The 20,205-nt window shown below is 63.4% G+C and carries 18 protein-coding genes; 13 read left to right on the top strand and 5 right to left on the bottom strand.

The window, feature by feature from the left end:
* Position 1: 1 nt before the first annotated feature.
* From EN850_RS08140 to EN850_RS08120, 5 genes are all read left to right on the top strand, one after another.
* On the top strand, positions 2-1,912 hold the full coding sequence (locus EN850_RS08140) for an ATP-binding protein (RefSeq protein ID WP_135867504.1): 1,911 nt from the start codon (positions 2-4) through the stop codon (positions 1,910-1,912).
* Between the two features lie 116 nt (positions 1,913-2,028).
* The gene (locus EN850_RS08135; RefSeq protein ID WP_135881460.1) at positions 2,029-2,445 is read left to right on the top strand and encodes a DUF559 domain-containing protein; all 417 of its coding nucleotides are present in this window, start codon (positions 2,029-2,031) and stop codon (positions 2,443-2,445) included.
* A 109-nt stretch (positions 2,446-2,554) separates the two neighbouring features.
* Positions 2,555-3,856 (top strand): DUF6638 family protein, encoded by a 1,302-nt coding sequence (locus EN850_RS08130; protein ID WP_135929221.1) that lies wholly within the window; start codon positions 2,555-2,557, stop codon positions 3,854-3,856.
* A gap of 102 nt (positions 3,857-3,958) precedes the next feature.
* Positions 3,959-5,083: a DUF2333 family protein gene (locus tag EN850_RS08125; RefSeq protein WP_127279963.1), complete on the top strand. Its 1,125-nt coding sequence runs from the start codon at positions 3,959-3,961 to the stop codon at positions 5,081-5,083.
* 366 nt (positions 5,084-5,449) lie between these two features.
* A complete protein-coding gene (locus EN850_RS08120) occupies positions 5,450-7,129 on the top strand; it encodes a formate--tetrahydrofolate ligase (RefSeq protein WP_127869788.1) in 1,680 nt (559 codons plus the stop codon).
* A gap of 66 nt (positions 7,130-7,195) precedes the next feature.
* Here EN850_RS08120 and EN850_RS08115 read toward each other — a convergent pair whose 3' ends face one another.
* The gene (locus EN850_RS08115) at positions 7,196-7,840 is read right to left on the bottom strand and encodes a cysteine hydrolase family protein (protein WP_135929222.1); all 645 of its coding nucleotides are present in this window, start codon (positions 7,838-7,840) and stop codon (positions 7,196-7,198) included.
* A gap of 127 nt (positions 7,841-7,967) precedes the next feature.
* On the opposite strand from EN850_RS08115, the gene EN850_RS08110 reads away from it, so the two are divergent.
* A complete protein-coding gene (locus EN850_RS08110; protein ID WP_136090967.1) occupies positions 7,968-8,957 on the top strand; it encodes a helix-turn-helix domain-containing protein in 990 nt (329 codons plus the stop codon).
* 18 nt (positions 8,958-8,975) lie between these two features.
* On the opposite strand, the gene EN850_RS08105 is transcribed toward EN850_RS08110, so the two are convergent.
* On the bottom strand, positions 8,976-9,533 hold the full coding sequence (locus EN850_RS08105) for a sugar O-acetyltransferase (protein WP_136090966.1): 558 nt from the start codon (positions 9,531-9,533) through the stop codon (positions 8,976-8,978).
* A gap of 272 nt (positions 9,534-9,805) precedes the next feature.
* On the opposite strand from EN850_RS08105, the gene EN850_RS08100 reads away from it, so the two are divergent.
* From EN850_RS08100 to EN850_RS08070, 7 genes are all read left to right on the top strand, one after another.
* Complete coding sequence (locus EN850_RS08100; RefSeq protein ID WP_136090965.1) at positions 9,806-10,453, top strand: glutathione S-transferase family protein; 648 nt, start codon at positions 9,806-9,808, stop codon at positions 10,451-10,453.
* Between the two features lie 151 nt (positions 10,454-10,604).
* Positions 10,605-11,066, top strand: coding sequence for a DUF4126 domain-containing protein (locus tag EN850_RS08095; RefSeq protein WP_135865441.1), 462 nt, complete (start codon positions 10,605-10,607; stop codon positions 11,064-11,066).
* Between the two features lie 11 nt (positions 11,067-11,077).
* Complete coding sequence (locus tag EN850_RS08090; RefSeq protein ID WP_135865866.1) at positions 11,078-12,454, top strand: FAD-containing oxidoreductase; 1,377 nt, start codon at positions 11,078-11,080, stop codon at positions 12,452-12,454.
* A 114-nt stretch (positions 12,455-12,568) separates the two neighbouring features.
* Positions 12,569-13,747 (top strand): MFS transporter, encoded by a 1,179-nt coding sequence (locus EN850_RS08085; protein ID WP_127280711.1) that lies wholly within the window; start codon positions 12,569-12,571, stop codon positions 13,745-13,747.
* Positions 13,748-13,899: 152 nt separating this feature from the next.
* The gene (locus EN850_RS08080; protein WP_135929227.1) at positions 13,900-14,955 is read left to right on the top strand and encodes a succinylglutamate desuccinylase/aspartoacylase family protein; all 1,056 of its coding nucleotides are present in this window, start codon (positions 13,900-13,902) and stop codon (positions 14,953-14,955) included.
* Positions 14,956-15,176: 221 nt separating this feature from the next.
* On the top strand, positions 15,177-17,366 hold the full coding sequence (locus EN850_RS08075; RefSeq protein ID WP_136090964.1) for an anthranilate synthase: 2,190 nt from the start codon (positions 15,177-15,179) through the stop codon (positions 17,364-17,366).
* 5 nt (positions 17,367-17,371) lie between these two features.
* Positions 17,372-18,319: a cation diffusion facilitator family transporter gene (locus EN850_RS08070; protein WP_135915170.1), complete on the top strand. Its 948-nt coding sequence runs from the start codon at positions 17,372-17,374 to the stop codon at positions 18,317-18,319.
* Positions 18,320-18,325: 6 nt separating this feature from the next.
* Here the strand turns inward: EN850_RS08070 and EN850_RS08065 are convergent, their stop codons facing one another.
* The 3 genes from EN850_RS08065 to EN850_RS08055 form a co-directional block, all read right to left on the bottom strand.
* Complete coding sequence (locus tag EN850_RS08065) at positions 18,326-18,712, bottom strand: type II toxin-antitoxin system VapC family toxin (RefSeq protein ID WP_127278956.1); 387 nt, start codon at positions 18,710-18,712, stop codon at positions 18,326-18,328.
* The gene (gene vapB, locus EN850_RS08060; RefSeq protein WP_127278955.1) at positions 18,709-18,954 is read right to left on the bottom strand and encodes a type II toxin-antitoxin system VapB family antitoxin; all 246 of its coding nucleotides are present in this window, start codon (positions 18,952-18,954) and stop codon (positions 18,709-18,711) included. The genes EN850_RS08065 and vapB overlap by 4 nt, the downstream gene beginning before the upstream one ends.
* Positions 18,955-19,020: 66 nt before the next feature.
* On the bottom strand, positions 19,021-20,118 hold the full coding sequence (locus EN850_RS08055) for a hypothetical protein (RefSeq protein WP_136090963.1): 1,098 nt from the start codon (positions 20,116-20,118) through the stop codon (positions 19,021-19,023).
* Positions 20,119-20,205 lie beyond the last annotated feature (87 nt).

The raw sequence follows: 20,205 nt of genomic DNA, 5'->3' as shown, positions 1-20,205 counted from the left end.
CATGGACACCGGCCTGACCACCATTCCGGAAGCGGCGATCGAAAAGCACCGCGCCACCGCGCAGAGCTTCATCACCCGCATCGTGGTGCTGGAGGATCCCTCGCGCGAATCCGGCACCGCACTCGCCGGCACCAACCGGCGCTTCGTCTCCACCGTTTCGGTCGGCTCGGTGCGCCGCACGCGCGAGGTCGAGCTGTCGAAGACCGTCGGCGCCGTCCATCCCGACGACCAGTTGCTGACCATCCCGCAGCACACGCTGCTCTATCGCGCCCGGCGCGGCACGGCGATCGCGCTTGCGGTATCGGACGTGTTCGCCGAAGGCTCCGATCTCGAGAGCCTGCAGGCCAGGAACACCCGCGCCCCGCTCGAAGGCGACGAGGCGTCCGCCTTCAAGAAACTGCTGTCGGCTTCGGCCTATATCTCGGCCTTCAGCCTGTCGTCCTATCTGTTCCAGCTGATCGACAGCGACGGCGAGGCGCCAAACGACATTCCGGAACCCGACTTCCTGTTCGACACGCCGCAGGATGCGGTGAAGTCGATCCTGGCAGGCCTCGACAAGGCAATAGCGGGCTCGTCCGACGACACCGACCTGATGACCAGGGCGCGTGCCTTTGCCCGCGTCGCCATCGACGGGCTTTTGGCGCGCAAGGGCCGCTTCGACGGCATCGGCCCGTTCGAGAACGCCCATATCCGCATCGACGCCGACGACTTCACCCTCGACGGCTTCGATGTCGCGCCGGGCAAACGCTCGAAGCCGCTGGTGATGACCTTCAAGACGCCGGAAGAGGTCGTCGGCAACCACATCGCCAAATACCAGTCGGTCAAGCTCGCCAAGATGCTGATGGCCTATGATTTCGAGCGCGAGCTGAACCCTTTCGTGGAACTCGGCGGCTTCCTGTTCACCTTCATCGGCGACGGCGCGCCCGGCACCGGCAAGACGACGCTGATCCAGATGATCGCCGGCCTCGTCAACGGCTATTGCCAGGTTGCCGGCTATCCCTTCGCCTATGAGAATTTCGGCGTCGACCAGATTTCGTCCTACCAGGGCAAGTCGGGCCAGAACTGCCGCCAGTTCATCAACAATGTCTTGAACCCGCGCGTCATCGGCTTCGGCACCATCGACGACATCGACCAGGTGGCCGCCAGACGCTCCGACGACCGCGCCTCGGCCGGCCAGCAGGAGATCACCGGCGTGCTGATGGATGCCTTCGCCGGTGCCGCCACCGTGGTGCGCGGCAATTGCTCGTTCGGCATGTTCTCCAACTACCCGGAAAACGTCGACGACGCGCTGCGCCAGCGCGCCGGCGCCCGCTGGCTGGTCGACGGGCCGCAGACGCGGGACGACTATATCGACATCTTCGTGCTACTCGCCGGCAAGAACCACGAGATCCCTCTGGGCAAGCACGAGCTATACGCGGCGCAGGAAATCCAGCGCGCCGTGACCGAGGCCTATGAGGAGCATGAAAAGCCGCAGGAGGAAGGGCTGATGCGGGTCTATGAGCGCTACATGAAGGAAAACGGCGCGCCCAGGACCATGGCCGACATCGGCACCTACCTGCATCTGATCAAGGATGCCGAACCGCGCTTCACCGGCCGCGCCATCAAGAACGTCACCGACGCCATCAAGATGCGCGCCATGGACATAGAGCTTCCCGACGACTGGTTCGAGAAGCCGGAAGCCTTCATGCACAAGAGCTACGACGACAAGAAAGCGATGATCGAGGACCTGCGCGGTCCGTTCTCGATGGACATGGTCATGCAGGAGATCAACCGCTACGCCGACAGCGAGTTCCGGTATTCCGACAAATCCGACGATGCCGCGGTGGAAAAGCTGCTGCGTGACGCAAGGCTGCGCGAACGCGCCGCGCGTGAGATGGAGGAGATGAAGAAGAAGGGTCTGTGGAATGCGTAATGTTCGGTCGTCACGCCAATGGACAGTCCTTCGCGCCGTTGAAGGACAAGGAGCCAGCGCTGACGCCCCCCTCTCCCCGTTCTTCACGGGGAGAGGGTAAGGGTCAGGGGCAGCGCATGCGTGGACCAGAAATCGAAACAACAGGGCGGGCGAGACGTCTACGCCAGTCGGACAACGACGCCGAGAACGCGCTTTGGATGGAGTTGCGCGGACGCAGGCTGAACGGCCACAAATTTGTGCGACAGTTTCCGATAGGCAACTACTTTGCTGATTTTGCTTGCAGGGACAGCCAGTTGGTCGTCGAGGTCGACGGCAGACAGCATGTCGACAGCAAGTACGATCAGACGAGAGATCGCTTCATGGTTTCAAATGATTGGTCTGTACTCCGCTTTTGGAACGTCGACGTATTAAAGGAGCGAGACGCGGTGCTTGAGACGATATTGGCAGCTATCGAACAGCGCCTCGATCGTCATATCGAGACGAGTGAGCTTCGATTCATCGCTGCAAGAAGCTATGGGGAGACATATCCTTGACTGTCGGCGCCGCCCCTCACCCTTACCCTCTCCCCGTGAAGAACGGGGAGAGGGGGACGTCGGCGTTGGCGCTTCATCTTGTGAGGCAAAATTTCTCGGACTTCTCGAGATGACCACCAAAAAACCCGACCTCCTTCGCGACAACGAGCTCATCTACGGGCGTCTGCTCCCCGTCGACGAAGCCCATCTCATCCAGCGCTACAACAAGGCGCTGGCCGCTTTCGGCCTCAAGCCCACCAAGCTGAAGAGCTTCCAGATCGACCGCACCGGCTTTTCTCCCGAAGTGGCCGAGGAGTGTGGCGACTACGACTATCTCGACCCCAACGAGGTCAACCGCCGCTTCATCATCCTGACGCCGTCGCAGATCGACCTGCCGGTGGTGCACACCGCCTTCTCCAACACCTCGCAGCTGATGTTCGAGTTCATGTCCAGGAACCAGCGCGCCATCGACGCGCTGACCATCAAGGACGTCATCTACGGCGAGATCGAGGATTCCGTTCCCAAGGTCAACGACATCGAGGATCTGCTGTCGATCAACCAGGTCGAGTTCAAGGTGCTGTCGGCGGAAGACGTGCTGGGCAAGGCCGCGGAACTCGGCAAGCTCGTCGACCGGCTGAAGCAGGAGCCCGACGCCTGGCGCGACAATGCCATGCTGACCCGCATGGTCGAACTCGCCAAGGTCTGCGGCGACATCCGCGAGAACGCGCTGGTGCCGGACCAGGTGATCTTCCGCCACAACGCCTACTGGACCAGCCATTTCGGCGGGCTCTACGTGTTCGTCGATCCCGACATGACGACGGTGATCAGCGATCCGGCCGCTCCTGGCTTCCGCCGCTCGCGGCCCTGGCAGGTGAGCTATCTCTCGATCAAGGATGCCGACAAGGTGTTCAAATTCCTGGCAGCCACCGGCCGTATCGAACTGCCGCGCGCCTCCTGGATCGAGGCCTCGGGCTACCTCGAGCATCGCGCCGAAATGGTGGTGCGCGCGCTGATCCGCGACGCCGAGCCGGACCGCAATTTGACCGATGTCGACAAGGTCTGGCTGCAGACCTGGATCCAGAGCCACGCCGACCTGATCACCAAGGACGGCAATTTTCCCTTTCTCAACGCCGCCAAGCGCGAGATCGCGCAGCTCGGCCACCTCAAGATCGAGGATGTCTTCCCCCAGCAGCGCTTCCTGGTGGTCCGCGCCAAACCGGACCACCCCGACGCCTGGCTGACCAACCGGCTGATCTCGGATTTCGTGCCGTCGGACTTCGTCTCGCGCTACATCTTCAACAAGGACGGCTTCTACAAGGACTATGACGGCTTCAGCGACGCCTGGCGATCGCATGTTGTGGACGTTCTGAAAACCACATATTTGAAGGACAAGGTGGCGTTTCGCACACGCCTCTACGGCCTGACCGACTAGAACGAAATGAACCGTCATTCCGTTCTAACTTGTTGTTTTGGTGCATGATGTTATCCAAAAAGTCTGCAACTTTTTGGCATCATGTTGGGGGGTGACATCGCCATGCTCGATCCGATCGTGAACTTCTTCACCGGGATTTTCCAGTGGATCGGCCGCGGCATCGGCCTTTTGATCGGCGTGATCCTGTGGCCGTTCATGTGGGCCGGGCGCTGGTACGGTCAGCGCGGCTGGATCCTGAAGGCGATAGTCGGCCTGGCCCTTTTGGTACTGATCGGCCTCTACGCCAACTTCTTCTACGCCACCCAGTGGTGGAACAATTTCAACCCGAACTACCCGGACACCTATACGTTCGAGAAGCGCAATGTTTCGGCCGGTGAGCAGGTGGCCGCCGGGACCGGCACGGACACGGCCAAGACTTGCGGCAACTCCGGCATCGCCCAAGTAGCGGCGGACCTGACGGACTTCAACGTCAACCAGAATGCCTGGATTTCGTCGATGATCCTCTACAAGCTCGGCCTGTTCGGCATCGACTGGGACAACACCCCGTGGATGGACAACAAGGCCTCTTTCCAGCGCGGCATCAACCAGGCGGTGCGGCGCACGGCGACCGAGCTTGCCGACAATCTCGGCCGCGTCCGCACCACCTCGCAGATCGACGCCGACCTGCAGGACGCGCGCGGCAATCTGCAGTTCGACGAATACACCTGGTATTTCGGCGTGAGCCCGTTCGGGCCGAAGACGCCGACACCGAGCTACTATCGCGACGCGGTGCGCAAGCTGCGTTCGTTCAATGCCCGGCTCGCCACCTGTCAGGCCACTTTCGATGCCCGCGCCGACAATCTGAAGCAGTATATCGACCGCATCGCCAGTGACATCGGCTCGACTTCCGCCATCCTCAAGGAGCGCGCCGAGAACCACAACAATGGCTGGTTCGACACCCGCGCCGACGACCGCTACTGGTTCGCCTATGGCCAGCTCTATGCCTATTACGGCCTTATGAAGGGCGCCCAGGCCGATTTTGAGGACGTCCTCAAGGAAAAGCACCTGCAGAGCCTCTGGGATACGATGGACGCGCAGTTCGTGTCGGCCCTGCGTATCCAGCCCTTCATCATCGCCAACGGTCGCGAGGACGGCTGGCTGCTGCCGACGCATCTGACGACGATGGGCTTCTACATCCTGCGGGTGCGCTCCAACATGGTCGAAATCAGTAACGTACTGACGCAGTAACGGCATTGGCGGGCAGCGACGGCCCAATGCATGTCGCCCAAAAGTGATCCCGGTTTTGGGAGAACGACATGCATCAGAGATGGCGAATTTGCGCCGTCGCGTCTGTCGCATTCCGTGCATTGTGCGGCTGTTTTGAGACGGCGGAAGCGTCCCTGCTCTGGCTTCTATACGGCGCGGCAAGCGGAGCCATAAAGAACCGGGGATAGGTCGGCCCGCCGCAGAGGAATTTTCTCTATAGGAAACATAGTTGCATGAAAGTTGACGCAACCGCAGCGACAGGGTTAGATGCCCGCGCGTCCGGTTCCAGCCTTCTTGCAAGAGACATCAACCCCGTCCCTCCACCGTCCAATCCAGAGGAAAGCCGTCATGGCCGAAGTGAAGTCCGACATCGAGATCGCGCGTGGCGCCAAGAAAAAGCAGATCCAGGAGATCGGCCAGAAGATCGGCATCCCGACCGAGCATCTGCTGCCCTACGGCCACGACAAGGCCAAGATCTCAGCCGAATTCATCAAGTCGGTAAAGGGCAACAAGGACGGCAAGCTGATCCTCGTCACCGCCATCAACCCGACGCCTGCCGGCGAAGGCAAGACCACCACCACCGTGGGCCTCGGCGACGGCCTGAACCGCATCGGCAAGAAGGCGATCGTCTGCATTCGCGAAGCCTCGCTCGGCCCGAATTTCGGCGTCAAGGGCGGTGCCGCCGGCGGCGGCTACGCGCAGGTGGTCCCGATGGAGGACATGAACCTCCACTTCACCGGCGACTTCCACGCCATCACCACGGCGCACAACCTTCTGTCGGCGCTGATCGACAACCACATCTACTGGGGCAATGAACTCGGCATCGACACCCGCCGCGTGGTGTGGCGCCGCGTCATGGACATGAACGACCGCGCGCTGCGCGAGATCATCGCCTCGCTCGGCGGCGTCGCCAACGGTTTCCCGCGCGAAGCCGGCTTCGACATCACCGTCGCCTCCGAAGTCATGGCGATCCTGTGCCTCGCTACCGACCTGAAGGATCTGGAAAAGCGCCTCGGCGACATCATCGTCGCCTATCGCCGCGACAAGACGCCGGTTTTCGCCCGCGACCTCAAGGCCGACGGCGCCATGGCCGTGCTGCTCAAGGACGCCATGCAGCCGAACCTGGTACAGACGCTGGAGAACAACCCGGCTTTCGTCCATGGCGGCCCGTTCGCCAATATCGCGCATGGCTGCAACTCGGTCGTCGCCACCACCACGGCGCTGAAGCTCGCCGACTACGTCGTCACCGAAGCCGGCTTCGGCGCCGATCTTGGCGCCGAGAAATTCTTCGACATCAAGTGCCGCAAGGCGGGCCTGAAGCCGGCGGCAGCCGTCATCGTCGCCACCGTGCGCGCCATGAAGATGAATGGCGGCGTCAAGAAGGAAGACCTCGGCAAGGAAAACATCGAGGCGGTGAAGAAGGGCTGCGCCAATCTCGGCCGCCACATCGAGAACATCCGCCAGTTCGGCGTGCCGGCGGTGGTTGCCATCAACCACTTCTATTCCGACACCGACGCCGAGATTCAGGCGATGAAGGACTATGTCGCCTCGATGGGCGAAGAGGCTATCCTGTGCAAGCACTGGGCCAAGGGCTCTGCCGGCATCGAGGACCTCGCCAACAAGGTGGTGGCGCTGGCCGAATCCGGCGCCTCGCAGTTCGCGCCGCTCTATCCCGATGCCATGCCGTTGTTCGAGAAGATCAACACCATCGTGCAGCGAATCTATCGCGGCTCGGAGGCGATCGCCGACAAGTCGGTGCGCGACCAGTTGCACGCCTGGGAGCAGGCCGGCTACGGCAATCTGCCGGTGTGCATGGCCAAAACCCAGTACTCCTTCTCGACGGATCCAAACCTGCGCGGTGCGCCGACCGGCCACACCGTGCCGGTGCGCGAGGTCAGGCTTTCGGCCGGCGCGGGCTTCGTCGTCATCATCTGCGGCGAGGTCATGACCATGCCTGGCCTGCCAAGCAAGCCGTCGTCGGAGAAGATCTTCCTCAACGAGGCCGGCCAGATCGAAGGCCTGTTCTGATCCTTTGTCCCGACAATTGAAAAGGGCGCCGCATCGCCGCGGCGCCCTTTTTGTTTGCGGATCGTGCTACGCGGCGCTGCGCGCCAGTGCCCGCTGGTTGGACACGTAGATGGTGTCGCGTTCTGGCAGCGTGCCGGTCTTCAGGCAGTCGATCCATTCGGCGGTCTTGAGCACGGCAGCGAAACGGGACTGCAGGATGATGCTCACCACGCGATGGATTTCCTCGGCCGAGGCATAGCCGGCGCTGTTGGCGTAGGGCACCGAACCGGTTGCGTCGGACAGGAACTCGACCGCGAAGCCCATATGCACGGCGTGGATGATGGTCGACAGGTCGCAATTGTGCGTCATGTAACCGATGACCGCGATCGTATCGACGGCGTTGGCGCGCAGCCAGGCCTCGAGATCGGTGCCGGTAAAGGCACTCGGCAAATTCTTCTCGACATAGTGGTCGCGACGACGCTTGGCGATCTCGGGATGCAGTTCGCCGCCATGGCTGTCCTTGGCGAAGATCGGCGACGTCTCGGGCGCCATCTGCTTGACGACCACCACCTTGATGCCGGCAGCGGCGGCGGCATCCATGGCGCGTGTCACGTTGACGACGCTGTCGCGGAACGGCGGATGCTGGATGGCCAGGTTGCCGCCGTCATAGTCGTTCTGGACGTCGATGACGACGAGCGCCCGGCGCGGCGCGGTGTTGGCTAGGTCAGACATGGTGTTTTCCTTCCGGCTTGAATGCGACGGACCGAAAATAGGATGGTTGGCGGGCAGTCAAAAGTGGCCCGATTGACATCATTCGAAAGAATTGGGACAATCCGCATTCACACTGGAAAATCGCCTCATGACCGCTCCGATCATCGCCGTCCTCGCCTTCGACGGCATCAGCCCGTTCCATCTCTCCGTGCCTTGCCTGGTGTTTGGCGCGGACCGCACCGGCCTTGGCCTGCCGCGCTTCGACTTCCGTGTCTGCGGGATCGAGGAAGGGCTGATCCGGACCGATGCCGGGCTGAGCATCCTGGTCCCGCACGGGCTTGCCGCGCTCGAGGACGCCGATATGGTCATCATCCCGAGCTGGAAGGATCTCGAGGCGCCTCTGGCCAAACCGCTCGAGGACGCGCTCGGCCGCGCCCACCGGCGCGGCGCGCTGATCGTGGGCCTGTGTCTCGGCACCTTTGCCATCGCCGCCGCCGGCCTGCTTTCGGGCCGAAAAGCCACCACCCATTGGGCCTATACGGAGCAGTTGCGGGCTCTCCACCCAGACATTTCGGTCGATGCCGACGTGCTCTATGTCGATGACGGCGACATCGTCACCTCCGCCGGCGTCGCCGCCGGGCTCGACTGCTGCCTGCACATCGTGCGTGCCCGCTATGGCGCGGAGGCGGCACTGCGGCTCGCGCGGCACGTCGTGCTTTCGCCGCACCGGCAGGGTGGACAGGCGCAGTTCATCGAACGCCCCGTGGCAAAAAGCGCCAAGGCCGACCGCTTCACCGGGGCGCTGGACGCGGTTCGCGCGACGCTTGGCGAAACGCACAGCCTCGACAGCGTCGCCGAAGCCGCCGGCCTGACGCGGCGCACCTTCACCCGGCGCTTCCAGAAATCGATCGGCACCAGTTTTGGCGACTGGCTGACCAGCCAGCGGGTCGAACTGGCGCAGCGCTTGCTGGAAGCGACGGAGAAATCGATGGACATCGTCGCCTTCGAGGCCGGCTTCGGCAGTGCCACATCGCTGCGCCAGCACTTTTCCGCGCGGCTCAGGACGTCACCGGCGCAGTACCGGCGTGAATTTTCCAGGCGGAGCGAGCGGGACGAGGCGCGCGCCCTGTCGCATTGATTGCCGACGAAAGCACCCTCAACCGCGTTTGATCACCCGCGCCGGATTGCCGACCACGGTCGTGTTCGCCGCCACGTCGCGCGTCACCACCGCCCCGGCTCCCACTATGGCGCCCTCGCCGATGCTGACGCCGCCAAGGATGACGGCGCTGCCGCCGATCCAGGCATTGTCGCCGATCGTGACCGGCCTGGCGATCTCCAGTCCCGCCTGCCGACCTGCCGGCTCCTTGTGGTGCTCGGCACAATAGATCTGCACATTGGGGCCAAGCAGCGTCCCTTTGCCGATGCGCACCGAAGCGGTATCGAGGATGGTACAGCCGGCATTGAGGAAGGCGCCGTCGCCGAGACAGATGTTGAAGCCGTAGGCGCAATGGAAAGGCGCCTCGATGCGGGCGCCCTCGCCCACGCCGCCCAGCAGTGTCCGCAGGGCTGGCCCGAGGTTCCCGCGGCGACGGGGCGGCAGCGTATTGTGTGCGAACACGGCATCCGCGGCCACGGCGCGCAACGCGCCAAGATCGTCATCCAGGCACGTATACCATTCGCCGGCCGCCATTTTCGCACGTTCGCTCACAGCCATGGCAGTGCCTCCGTTTGAGATCACTGCCAAAGCACAGTTGACCCGAACAGAAAAGCGCCGAGGCAAGGACCAAGCCGTAAGCCTATAATCCGGATTGGCCGAAATTTGCGCGCCTTGCGGTCACCGTAAGATCATGACCTTTGATCGCAAGCGGCCATTCGCGGCCTGTTCCGGCGATGAAAATAGTTCAAGACCGCTGTCGATTTCCGGGTACCTCATTCGTCCTTCGATAGGAAGCCGAGGAAATTCGCCCAAGCAAGGAAACGGATGCGATGACAATCACGATCACGGCTTTTGAACGATCGCCCGATGGCGGCAAGGGACTGGCGCGCGATACCCGCGTTCGCTGGGCGCTGGAAGAAGTGGGACAGCCCTATGAGGTTCGTTTTGTTTCCTTCGCGGGGATGAAGGCGCCTGAGCACCTGGCCATCCATCCCTTCGGCCAGATTCCCACCTATGAGGACGGTTCTCTCTCGCTGTTCGAGACCGGCTCGATCGTCTTTCATCTTGCCGAGCAGCATGCGGGCCTGCTGCCGAAGGATCGCAAGGAGCGCGCACGTGCGATCACGTGGATGTTTGCCGCATTGAACACCATCGAGCCGCCGGTCCTCGAATTGACCACGGCAAGGATTTTCGAAGCTGACAAGCCCTGGAGCGAGGAGCGCCTGCCGCTGGTACAGGACCGTGTTCGCGCCCGGCTGGACAGGCTCTCGGCTCATCTGGGCGTCGCCGACTGGCTCGATGATGCGTTCAGCGCCGGCGATCTATTGATGGTGTCGGTGCTGCTGCGACTGAGAATGTCAGGCATTCTGGATGAATACCAAAACCTGGCTGCTTATGTGGCGCGCGGGGAAGCGCGGCCAGCTTATCTCAGGGCTTTCGCCGCGCAATTTGCGGTCAATGCTCCATCAGCCAACTGAAACATTGGCTCATGGAGCCGAGCATGTTCGCTCGGCGCTTCCATCTCGACCACGTTTGCGCGCTCATGAGTCTGCGGCCTAGCCAAATATCCGGCCTATGGTAGCCTGCCGTCTCAGGGCCGTCCCGGCCCGGGATCGAGGGGGATCGACCATGCTCTACATTCTTGCACTCCTGATCGGCGTCATTGCCGGCCTGCGCGCCATGACGGCACCTGCCGCCGTCGCCTGGGGCGCCTATCTCGGCTGGCTGCCGGTTGCCGGCACCTGGGCGAGCTTCATGAGCCATTGGGCGGCTGTCGTCATCTTCACCATCCTGGCCATCGTCGAACTGGTCACCGACCAGCTGCCGTCGACGCCAAGCCGCAAGGTGCCGCAGCAGTTCGGCGCCCGCATCCTGCTCGGCGCCTTCTCTGGCGCGGTGATCGGCGCGGCCGGCGGCGCCACCATCGTGTGCCTGATCGCTGGCGTCATCGGCGCGGTCATCGGCACGCTGGGTGGCGCCGAAGCGCGCGGCCGGCTGGCGGCCGCTTTCGGCAAGGATCCGCCCGCCGCCTTCATCGAGGATGCGGTGGCGATCATCGGCGGCCTGCTTATCGTGGCGGCGGTGGCATGACGGCCCAGACCTTGAACACAAAGACCTTCGACGCCATCATCGTCGGCGCCGGACAGGCAGGGTCGCCATTGGCGGGCCGCCTGACGGCCGCCGGCATGACGGTGGCGCTGATCGAGCGCAAGCTGGTCGGCGGCACCTGCGTCAACACCGGTTGCATGCCGACCAAGACCATGGTGGCAAGCGCCTATGCCGCGCATCTCGCCCGCCGCGCCGCCGACTATGGCGTGACGCTCGGCGGTCCTGTCGGCGTCGACTATCAAAAGATCAAGGCGCGCAAGGACAAGGTCACCAACGACGCCCGTGGCAATTTGGAGACATGGATCGCCGGCATGAAGGGCTGCACGCTCTATCGCGGCCATGCCCGCTTCGAATCGGCCAACACGGTGCGTGTCGGCGACGACCTTTTGACCGCCGAAAAGATCTTCCTCAATACGGGTGGCCGCGCCTCGGTGCCGGACCTGCCCGGCATCCACGACATCGACTATCTGACCAACTCCTCGATGATGGATCTCGACGTTTTGCCGCGCCACCTGATCGTCGTCGGCGGCAGCTATATCTCGCTCGAATTCGCGCAGATGTTCCGCCGCTTCGGCTCGGAAGTCACCGTCATCGAAAAGAGCCCGCGCCTGACCGGCCGCGAGGACGAGGACGTCTCGGCCGCCATCCTGTCGATCCTCGAAAACGAAGGCATTGCGGTACACGTCGGCGCAGACGATATCGGCTTCGCCAGACAGGGCGAGGACATTGCCGTGACCTTCTCGGCCGGCCAGCCGCCGGCGATAGGGTCGCATGTGCTGCTGGCGCTGGGACGCACTCCCAACACCGATGATCTCGGCCTCGACAGGGCCGGAGTCGAGGTCGACAAGCGCGGCTTCGTCACCGTTGACGACCAGTTGCGCACCAGCGTGCCCGGCATCTGGGCGATGGGCGACTGCAACGGCAGGGGCGCCTTCACCCACACCTCCTACAACGACTACGAGATCGTCGCCGCCAATCTGCTCGACCATGATCCACGGAGGATCAGCGACCGGATCGAGGCCTATGCGCTCTACATCGATCCGCCGCTCGGCCGCTGCGGCATGACCGAGACGGCGGTGAGGAAATCCGGACGCCGCGCGCTTGTTGGCCAGCGGCCGATGACCCGCGTCGGCCGCGCCGTCGAGAAGGGCGAGACGCAAGGCTTCATGAAGATCCTGGTCGACGCCGACACCAGGGAGATCCTCGGCTGCTCGGTGCTCGGCCCGGGCGGCGACGAGGCGGTGCATTGCGTGCTCGACCTGATGTACGCCAAGGCGCCGGTCGACACGCTGGCGCGCGCGATGCACATCCACCCGAATGTCTCGGAACTGCTGCCTACCATCGCCCAGGAGCTGAAGCCGCTGGCCTGAGCCACTCTCGTCAAGCTCCCGACTTTCTGCATTGCTGCATTGCGGCAATAGACGTTGTGCCCGGCAGGGATCCTCGCGCAGTCTGAAATTGAACCGATTCAGCCTGGACCTCCCATGCCTTTGCCGATCCTTGCGCTTGCCATTGCGTCCTTCTGCATCGGCACCACCGAATTCGTCATCATGGGCCTGCTGCCGGAGGTCGCCGCCGATCTCGGCGTGACGATCCCGGCCGCCGGACTGCTGGTCACGGGCTATGCGCTGGGCGTCGTCTTCGGCGCGCCCATCGTCGCCGTGGCCACCGCGCATTTGCCGCGCAAGCCCGTGCTGGTGGGGCTCGCCGCTTTGTTCGTCGTCGGCAATCTCTTCTGCGCCATCGCGCCCAATTACTGGCTGCTGATGGCCGCACGCGTCTTCACCGCTTTCGGCCACGGCGCCTTCTTCGGCATCGGCTCGGTCGTCGCGGCAAGCCTGGTGCCGCGCAACAAACGCGCCAGCGCCATCGCGCTGATGTTCGCCGGCCTGACGCTCGCCAACATCCTCGGCGTTCCGGCCGGCACCGCGCTCGGCGAAGCCTTTGGCTGGCGGGCCACCTTCCTGGCCGTGGTCGGCATCGGCCTGATCTCGGTCGCGGCCATCGCCTGGCTGGTGCCGTCGGACGTCACGGAACCGAGCGGCGGCGGTCTGCGTGCCGAAGTCCGCGTGCTTGGCAAGCTGCAGGTGTGGCTGGCGATGCTGATCGCGGCGCTGACCTCGGCCAGCCTGTTCGCCGTCTTCACCTATATCAAACCCTACCTCACCGACGTGTCGGGCCTGTCGACAGCGGCGGTCACCTGGGTGCTTCTGCTGTTCGGCGCCGGCATGACCATCGGCAACATCATCGGCGGCAGGCTGGCCGACTGGAAACTGATGCCGACGGTGATCGGCACACTGCTGCTGATGGCCCTGCTGTTCCTCGGCTTCATCCAGTTCGGCGCCATCGCCAGCGTCGCCATCGGCATCGTCTTCCTGTGGGGCGTGCTCATCTTCGTCGTCGTGCCGCCGCTGCAGATCCGTGTCGTCGAGGCGGCGTCGGAAGGACCGAACCTTGCCGCCACGCTGAACCAGGGCGCCTTCAATGTCGGCAATGCCGGCGGCGCCTGGATCGGCGGCGTGGCGCTGTCGGCGGGCGTTTCCTATGCCGATTTGCCGCTGGTCGGCGCGGTGCTCGCCCTGCTGGCGGTTGGCGTGGCGGTGCTGTCGCAGGCGCTGGACAGGCGCGCGCCGGTCGCCGCCCTCCAGCCTGCCGCCGAATAACTGCCTGTCCTCCCAAAAGTGCGCAGCGGTTTTGGGACAACGACATGCGGCAAGGCAAAAGACTACTCTTGCGCCCATAGCGCGGCGGGCTGGACCAATCGACATCGGCACCTTCAAATGGGCATGTCTTCTCGCTTTTGATGGAGAACGTCATGCAGAAATCGATTGAACGCATCGCCGGCGACAGCGACGGCGTTTCCTACGAATTCCCGGTGTTCCGTCTCACCGGCGCCGACAAGGCGGCCCCGTCGGCCTACCTGCAGGCCGCACTCCATGCCGGCGAATTGCCGGGCGTCGTCGCCATCGATGCGTTGATACCGATGTTGAGCAAGGCCGAGGCCGAAGGTCGTATCAAGGGCAACATCACCATCGTGCCCTGGGCCAACCCGATCGGCCGCGCGCAATATCATTTCGGCGAGCACCAGGGCCGCTTTCATCTGGGCACCCGCACCAACTTCAACCGCGGCTTTCCGCTGCTGGCCGCGCCCGACGCCAGGCTCTTGCCAGACGCCACCTTTGGCGGCGCCGACCAGCGGCTGAAGTCGCGCCTAGTGCAGCTTTCGCTCGGCCACGACATCGTGCTCGACCTGCACTGCGACGACGAGGGCCTTGCCTATCTCTATGTCCACTCCAGCCTCTGGCCAGCCATGGCCGATTGCGCCGCCGCCATGGGCGTCGATGCCGTCGTGCTGTGGAGCGAGGACACCGACGGCACTTTCGAGGGCGCCTCGATCATGCCCTACCAGAACGCATCAGCCGATGTGGCGAAGCTTGACAGGCGCGTCGCCACCACCGTCGAATATCGGGGCATCCTCGATGTCGATGGCGCGCTCGCCTCGGCCGACGCGGCAGGCCTCTACCGGCTGCTGGCGATGCGCGGCGTGATATCCGACACCACCCTCCCCGCACCCGGCCCGTTCACGGGGGTCGCGGCGCCGCTGGAAAACATCGACATGATGCCCGCACCCCGTGCCGGTGCCGTCCTCTATGACGTGAAGCCCGGCGACCGCGTCGCCAAGGGCGCGCGCCTCGCCACCATCGTCCACGCACCGGGCGAAGCCGATGGCCGCACCGAAGTGTTCGCGCCGCAGGACGGCATCATCCTGACGCGGCGCTCGCGCCGCATCATCCGCGCCGGCGAGGACCTGTTGAAACTGGTCGGCGACAGGAAGAGCGGCGACGCCAGGTCGGGCACGCTGGAAGACTGAGCCTCCGTCGAATCCAGTTGCGCCGCCGCCCAATCGCCGCTAAGGGAATCGCCATGAACATGCGTTCGACCAAGACCATTTGGTGGTGGGCCTGCTGACAGCGGCCTGTTCGAACGCGTGCGCGTGAAAAGAGAGGTGGCCGCAACGGAATGTCCGGGCGGCCATTTGTTTTTTTCAAGCCATTCCCGGGTCCGTTGCCCAAGTAGCTGATGGAGACGGCAATGACGTTGAAGGTTCTGGAAAACGGCGCTGAAAGCTTCGTGACGGCGGGTGGCATCACCATCACCCGCGTGCGCCACGACCGGCCCTATGAAGGGGCGATCGACACTTATGTCGATGGGCTGAATTCCCGTCGGGGCGCGGTGTTTTCCTCCAATTACGAATATCCCGGCCGCTATACGCGCTGGGATACGGCCATCATCGATCCGCCGCTGGTCATCTCCGCGCGCGGCCGTGCCATGCGCATCGAGGCGTTGAACGGCCGTGGCGAGGCACTGTTGCCGGTCATCGGCAGGACGCTCGGCGGTCTCTCCGAGGTCACGATCGCCGAGACTTCGAAAAAGCTGATCCGCCTCGACGTCGCCAAGCCCGGCCGTGTCTTCACCGAAGAGGAACGCAGCCGCGTTCCCTCGGTCTTCACCGTGCTGCGCGCCATCACCGCTCTGTTCAAGACGGCCGAAGATGCCAATCTCGGCCTCTACGGCGCCTTCGGCTACGACCTCGCCTTCCAGTTCGACCCGGTCGACCACACGCTGGTTCGCAAGGAAAGCCAGCGCGACCTGGTGCTGTTCCTGCCCGACGAGATCCTGGTCGTCGACCACTATTCGGCCAAGGCCTGGACCGACCGCTACGACTATGCGGGCGAGGGCTTTTCGACCGAAGGCCTGCCGCGCGACCAGCTCGCCGAGCCGTTCAAGACCGCCGATCGCATCCCGCCGCGCGGCGATCATGAGCCCGGCGAATACGCCAATCTGGTGCGCCGGGCGATGGACTCTTTCAAGCGCGGCGACCTGTTCGAGGTCGTCCCCGGCCAGATGTTCTACGAGCGCTGCGAGACGCAGCCATCCGAGATTTCGCGCAAGCTGAAGTCCATCAACCCGTCGCCCTATTCCTTCTTCATCAATCTGGGCGAGAACGAATACCTGATCGGCGCGTCGCCTGAGATGTTCGTGCGCGTCAACGGCCGCCGCGTCGAGACCTGCCCGATCTCCGGCACCATCAAGCGCGGCGACGACGCCATTTCGGACTCCGAGCAGATCATCAAGCTGCTCAACTCCAAGAAGGACGAATCCGAGCTCACCATGTGCTCGGACGTCGACCGCAACGACAAGTCGCGGGTCTGCGATCCAGGCTCGGTGCGCGTCATCGGCCGCCGCCAGATCGAGATGTATTCGCGCCTGATCCATACGGTCGATCATATCGAGGGGCGGCTGCGCGAGGGCATGGACGCTTTCGATGCGTTTCTCTCGCACGCCTGGGCGGTCACCGTCACCGGCGCGCCGAAACTGTGGGCCATGCGCTTCATCGAGCAGAACGAGAAGAGCCCGCGCGCCTGGTATGGCGGCGCCATCGGCATGGTCAACTTCAACGGCGACATGAACACCGGCCTGACCTTGCGCACCATCCGCATCAAGGACGGCATCGCCGAGGTGCGCGCGGGCGCTACATTGCTCTTCGACAGCATTCCCGAGGAAGAAGAAGCCGAAACCGAACTGAAGGCATCCGCCATGCTCTCCGCCATCCGTGACGCCAAGACGGGCAATTCGACCAGCACCGAGCGCGCATCCGCGCGCGTCGGCGACGGTGTCAACATCCTTTTGGTCGACCACGAGGACTCCTTCGTCCACACGCTGGCCAACTACTTCCGCCAGACTGGCGCCAATGTCTCGACCGTGCGCACGCCGGTGCCGGAGGAAGTCTTCGACCGGCTGAAGCCCGACCTCGTCGTGCTGTCGCCCGGACCCGGTACGCCCAAGGATTTCGACTGCGCGGCGACCATCAGACGAGCGCGCGCCCGCGACCTGCCGATCTTCGGCGTCTGCCTTGGCCTGCAGGCACTGGCCGAGGCCTATGGCGGCGAACTCAGGCAGTTGCACATTCCCATGCACGGCAAGCCGTCGCGCATCCGCGTCTCGAAGCCGGGTATCATCTTCTCAGGCCTGCCGAAGGAAGTCACCGTCGGCCGTTACCACTCGATCTTCGCCGATCCGGTGCGCCTGCCGGATGATTTCATGGTGACCGCCGAGACCGAGGACGGCGTCATCATGGCCTTCGAGCACCGCAAGGAGCCGATCGCAGCGGTGCAATTCCACCCGGAATCGATCATGACGCTCGGCCACAATGCCGGCATGCGCATCATCGAGAACATCGTTGCGCATTTGCCGCGCAAGGCCAAGGAAAAGGCAGCCTGACGGTAATGGCCGAAGCCGAGAACACCATGGCGATCGCGGCGAAAGCCGCCGCGAAGCGCAAGGTCGCCAACCTTGCCTTCTGGTCGATCGTGATCGCCTTTGTCGTGCTCGCGCTGAAAGCCGCCGCCTGGTACATAACCGGATCCGTGGCGCTCTATTCGGACGCGCTGGAATCGATCGTCAACGTCATTGCCTCGATGGCCGCCTTCTGGGCAATCCAGGTCAGCTACAAGCCCGCCGACCAGGATCACCCCTTCGGCCACCACAAGGCCGAGTATTTCTCGGCCGTGCTCGAAGGCGTGCTGATCGTGCTCGCCGCGCTTTTGATCCTGAACGAAGTCTGGCGCTCCTGGCAGACGCCGGCTCCGCTCGAACAGCCTTGGAAAGGCCTTGCCGTCAACGGCGTCGCCACCGTCATCAATGCCTTCTGGGCCTGGACGCTGATCCGCGTGGGCCGAGCCGAAAAGTCACCGGCGCTGGTCGCCGACGGCAATCACATCATGACCGATGTTGTAACCTCGATCGGCGTCTTCGGCGGCTTGGTCGGAGCAATCCTGACTGGCTGGCAAATCCTCGACCCGGCACTGGCCGTCATCGTCGCGCTCAACATTCTGTGGCAGGGCTGGCATGTCATCGGCTCGTCGATGAACGGCCTGATGGACCGAGCCGTCGGCACGGCGGAGCACATGCGCATCCGCGACATCATCTCGGCCAATTGCAAAGGCGCGATGGAGGTGCACGACCTCAAGACCCGCATCGCCGGCCGCGCCACCTTCATCGAATTCCATCTGGTCGTCGACGCCGACATGTCGGTCGGTGCCAGCCACGTCATCTGCGATCGCATCGAGGACGCGCTGAAGGCCGAACTCCCTTCGGTGCGGGTGACCATCCATGTCGAGCCGGATGATGAGGCAAAACTGCCCAAGGGTACGACGGCGGTGCCGTTCGCCTGAGGCGGTTCACCAAGTCTCGATTGAGAGGCCGTTGATGCGCTCGAATTCCCGGACGTTGCGGGTGATCAGAATGAGGCTTCTAGCGCGCGCCTGCCCGCCAATGAGCGCATCATAGGGGCCAATTGGCGTCCCCAACGCTGCAAGCGTTGCCCGAATCTCTCCGGCATGCCTCGCGTCCTCTCGATCGAATTCAAGCACCGGGAATTGCAAAGCTTCGATGCGCGCCAGATTTTCAGCTCTTCTCTGGCTCCTTTCGGCACCATAGTACAGTTCATGTGCCACGATCGCCGAAAGCGCAAAATCCTGCGGCGTGTGCTGTTTCAGAAGCGCGAGTAGACTCGCGTCACCTTTGATGACGGCAATAACGGCGTTGGTATCAAGCAGATAGATCACTTGAAGATGTCGTCCAAGGCAGGTCTATCCTGCCCCTCCTGCCGTTCCAGCGCCGCTTCGACAAAATCCTCGTCGACTGGTCCGATCACCTGGTCAAGCCACGCCCAATCCTGCACGAGTGGCTCAAGTATGACAGTATGCCCATGGCGACGGATCGAAACCTCGTCCGTTTCGAAACGAAACTCTTTGGGCAGACGCACAGCTTGTGACCGGCCCGACCAGAACACCTTTGCCTTGTCCATCATGCCATCCTCAAATGAGATATAGCAAAGATATATCCCTTCGCGGCATTGTAGACAAGCCCGTGCTTACGGCGCACACGCCGATTGCGGCATCGCCTCCAGCCGATAGACCTTGTCATCGGACTTGGTTTTGCCGTCGGCGGCTTTCGAGCACAGGTCGACGATTGCAATGCTGCTGTTGGGATTGGCCAGCATGATAGTGCCGTTGGCGCCGCGCTTGAGGAAGATTTCCTTTTGCGCGATGTCGCACGAAAAATCGCTCATCTTCGAACTCGCGGCGCAACGCCACTGGTCGGCCTCGCCCTGGCAGGAATAGGTCTGCGTGACCTTGGCCCCCTTCCGCCGTGTCGTGACCGAGACGGCGATGTCGGCGCCGTCGGGCCAGTTCGCGACATCACCGCCCGAGGCGTAGGAAGCGAGTTCCACGGACCCGCGGAACACCCGGATCGACTGCGTCAGTTGATCGGGATGCGAACTCATATGCGCTGCATCATAGTCGCGCCCGTAGCAGAAGGCCTGATCGGGTTTGAACCGCTCGCGCAACGGCGGCCCGAGCGCCGGGTCGATCGGATCGATCCGCGCGAACTCCGCCTTGCAGGTGGCGACCGGCATCGGATCGAGGCGAAAATTGTCGTCCTCCGAGCCGAGCGCCTGCCTGACGTATTCCGCCTTGCCAAGCTGCTCCTCGGAGTCCGGATCGAGGTAGATGTCGGACGACAGGTCGGACAGGATCAGCCGCCCCTTGTCGTCGAGCTTCAGCGAAGCCAGCGTACGGTCGCAATCCATGCCGCAGCGGATCGGGCCCGATTTGTCGTCCTCGGACTCGTGATTGCACCAGCCGCTAGCCCATTCCGGCGCCTTGGCGCCGCGCACCGTGGTGGTGAGGAAACCATTGTAGGACGTATCGGAATTCGCGTTCGGTTCCTCATTCGGACGGCTGACCGGATCATGGCCGTAGTAGAAGAAGATCCGCGCCACTTTCTGCTTCGGATGCGCCTTGAGGTGCGCCGCGTCATAGACCCGACCGAAACAGGCGTCCGACCCGCTGGGGCTGAGTTCGGTGAGCTTGAGCGCATCCTCGGCAAAAGCAGAACCCACAAGTCCGGCAAGCAGTATGGCGCCAAGTCCGGCGCTGGCGAACGTCTTCCATTCCCTGAACGCCATGTACCCCCCTCCTCCGCATCGACAGGACGTAAGGTCAATTTATGCTAGTATTGCGGCAGCGGCCACGCAAATCGCGCTGCGCCGGCA

The organism is Mesorhizobium sp. M8A.F.Ca.ET.207.01.1.1, from assembly GCF_004794715.1.
Taxonomy (GTDB): domain Bacteria; phylum Pseudomonadota; class Alphaproteobacteria; order Rhizobiales; family Rhizobiaceae; genus Mesorhizobium.
This window is presented reverse-complemented; position numbering and strand designations above follow the sequence as displayed.

Excerpts from the sequence above, each read along its gene's own strand:
- EN850_RS08140 (WP_135867504.1), top strand. The coding sequence starts at position 2 with ATGGACACCGGCCTGACCACCATTCCGGAAGCGGCGATCGAAAAGCAC.
- EN850_RS08135 (WP_135881460.1), top strand. The coding sequence starts at position 2,029 with ATGCGTGGACCAGAAATCGAAACAACAGGGCGGGCGAGACGTCTACGC.
- EN850_RS08130 (WP_135929221.1), top strand. The coding sequence starts at position 2,555 with ATGACCACCAAAAAACCCGACCTCCTTCGCGACAACGAGCTCATCTAC.
- EN850_RS08125 (WP_127279963.1), top strand. The coding sequence starts at position 3,959 with ATGCTCGATCCGATCGTGAACTTCTTCACCGGGATTTTCCAGTGGATC.
- EN850_RS08120 (WP_127869788.1), top strand. The coding sequence starts at position 5,450 with ATGGCCGAAGTGAAGTCCGACATCGAGATCGCGCGTGGCGCCAAGAAA.
- EN850_RS08115 (WP_135929222.1), bottom strand. The coding sequence starts at position 7,840 with ATGTCTGACCTAGCCAACACCGCGCCGCGCCGGGCGCTCGTCGTCATC.
- EN850_RS08110 (WP_136090967.1), top strand. The coding sequence starts at position 7,968 with ATGACCGCTCCGATCATCGCCGTCCTCGCCTTCGACGGCATCAGCCCG.
- EN850_RS08105 (WP_136090966.1), bottom strand. The coding sequence starts at position 9,533 with ATGGCTGTGAGCGAACGTGCGAAAATGGCGGCCGGCGAATGGTATACG.
- EN850_RS08100 (WP_136090965.1), top strand. The coding sequence starts at position 9,806 with ATGACAATCACGATCACGGCTTTTGAACGATCGCCCGATGGCGGCAAG.
- EN850_RS08095 (WP_135865441.1), top strand. The coding sequence starts at position 10,605 with ATGCTCTACATTCTTGCACTCCTGATCGGCGTCATTGCCGGCCTGCGC.
- EN850_RS08085 (WP_127280711.1), top strand. The coding sequence starts at position 12,569 with ATGCCTTTGCCGATCCTTGCGCTTGCCATTGCGTCCTTCTGCATCGGC.
- EN850_RS08080 (WP_135929227.1), top strand. The coding sequence starts at position 13,900 with ATGCAGAAATCGATTGAACGCATCGCCGGCGACAGCGACGGCGTTTCC.
- EN850_RS08075 (WP_136090964.1), top strand. The coding sequence starts at position 15,177 with ATGACGTTGAAGGTTCTGGAAAACGGCGCTGAAAGCTTCGTGACGGCG.
- EN850_RS08070 (WP_135915170.1), top strand. The coding sequence starts at position 17,372 with ATGGCCGAAGCCGAGAACACCATGGCGATCGCGGCGAAAGCCGCCGCG.
- vapB (WP_127278955.1), bottom strand. The coding sequence starts at position 18,954 with ATGGACAAGGCAAAGGTGTTCTGGTCGGGCCGGTCACAAGCTGTGCGT.
- EN850_RS08055 (WP_136090963.1), bottom strand. The coding sequence starts at position 20,118 with ATGGCGTTCAGGGAATGGAAGACGTTCGCCAGCGCCGGACTTGGCGCC.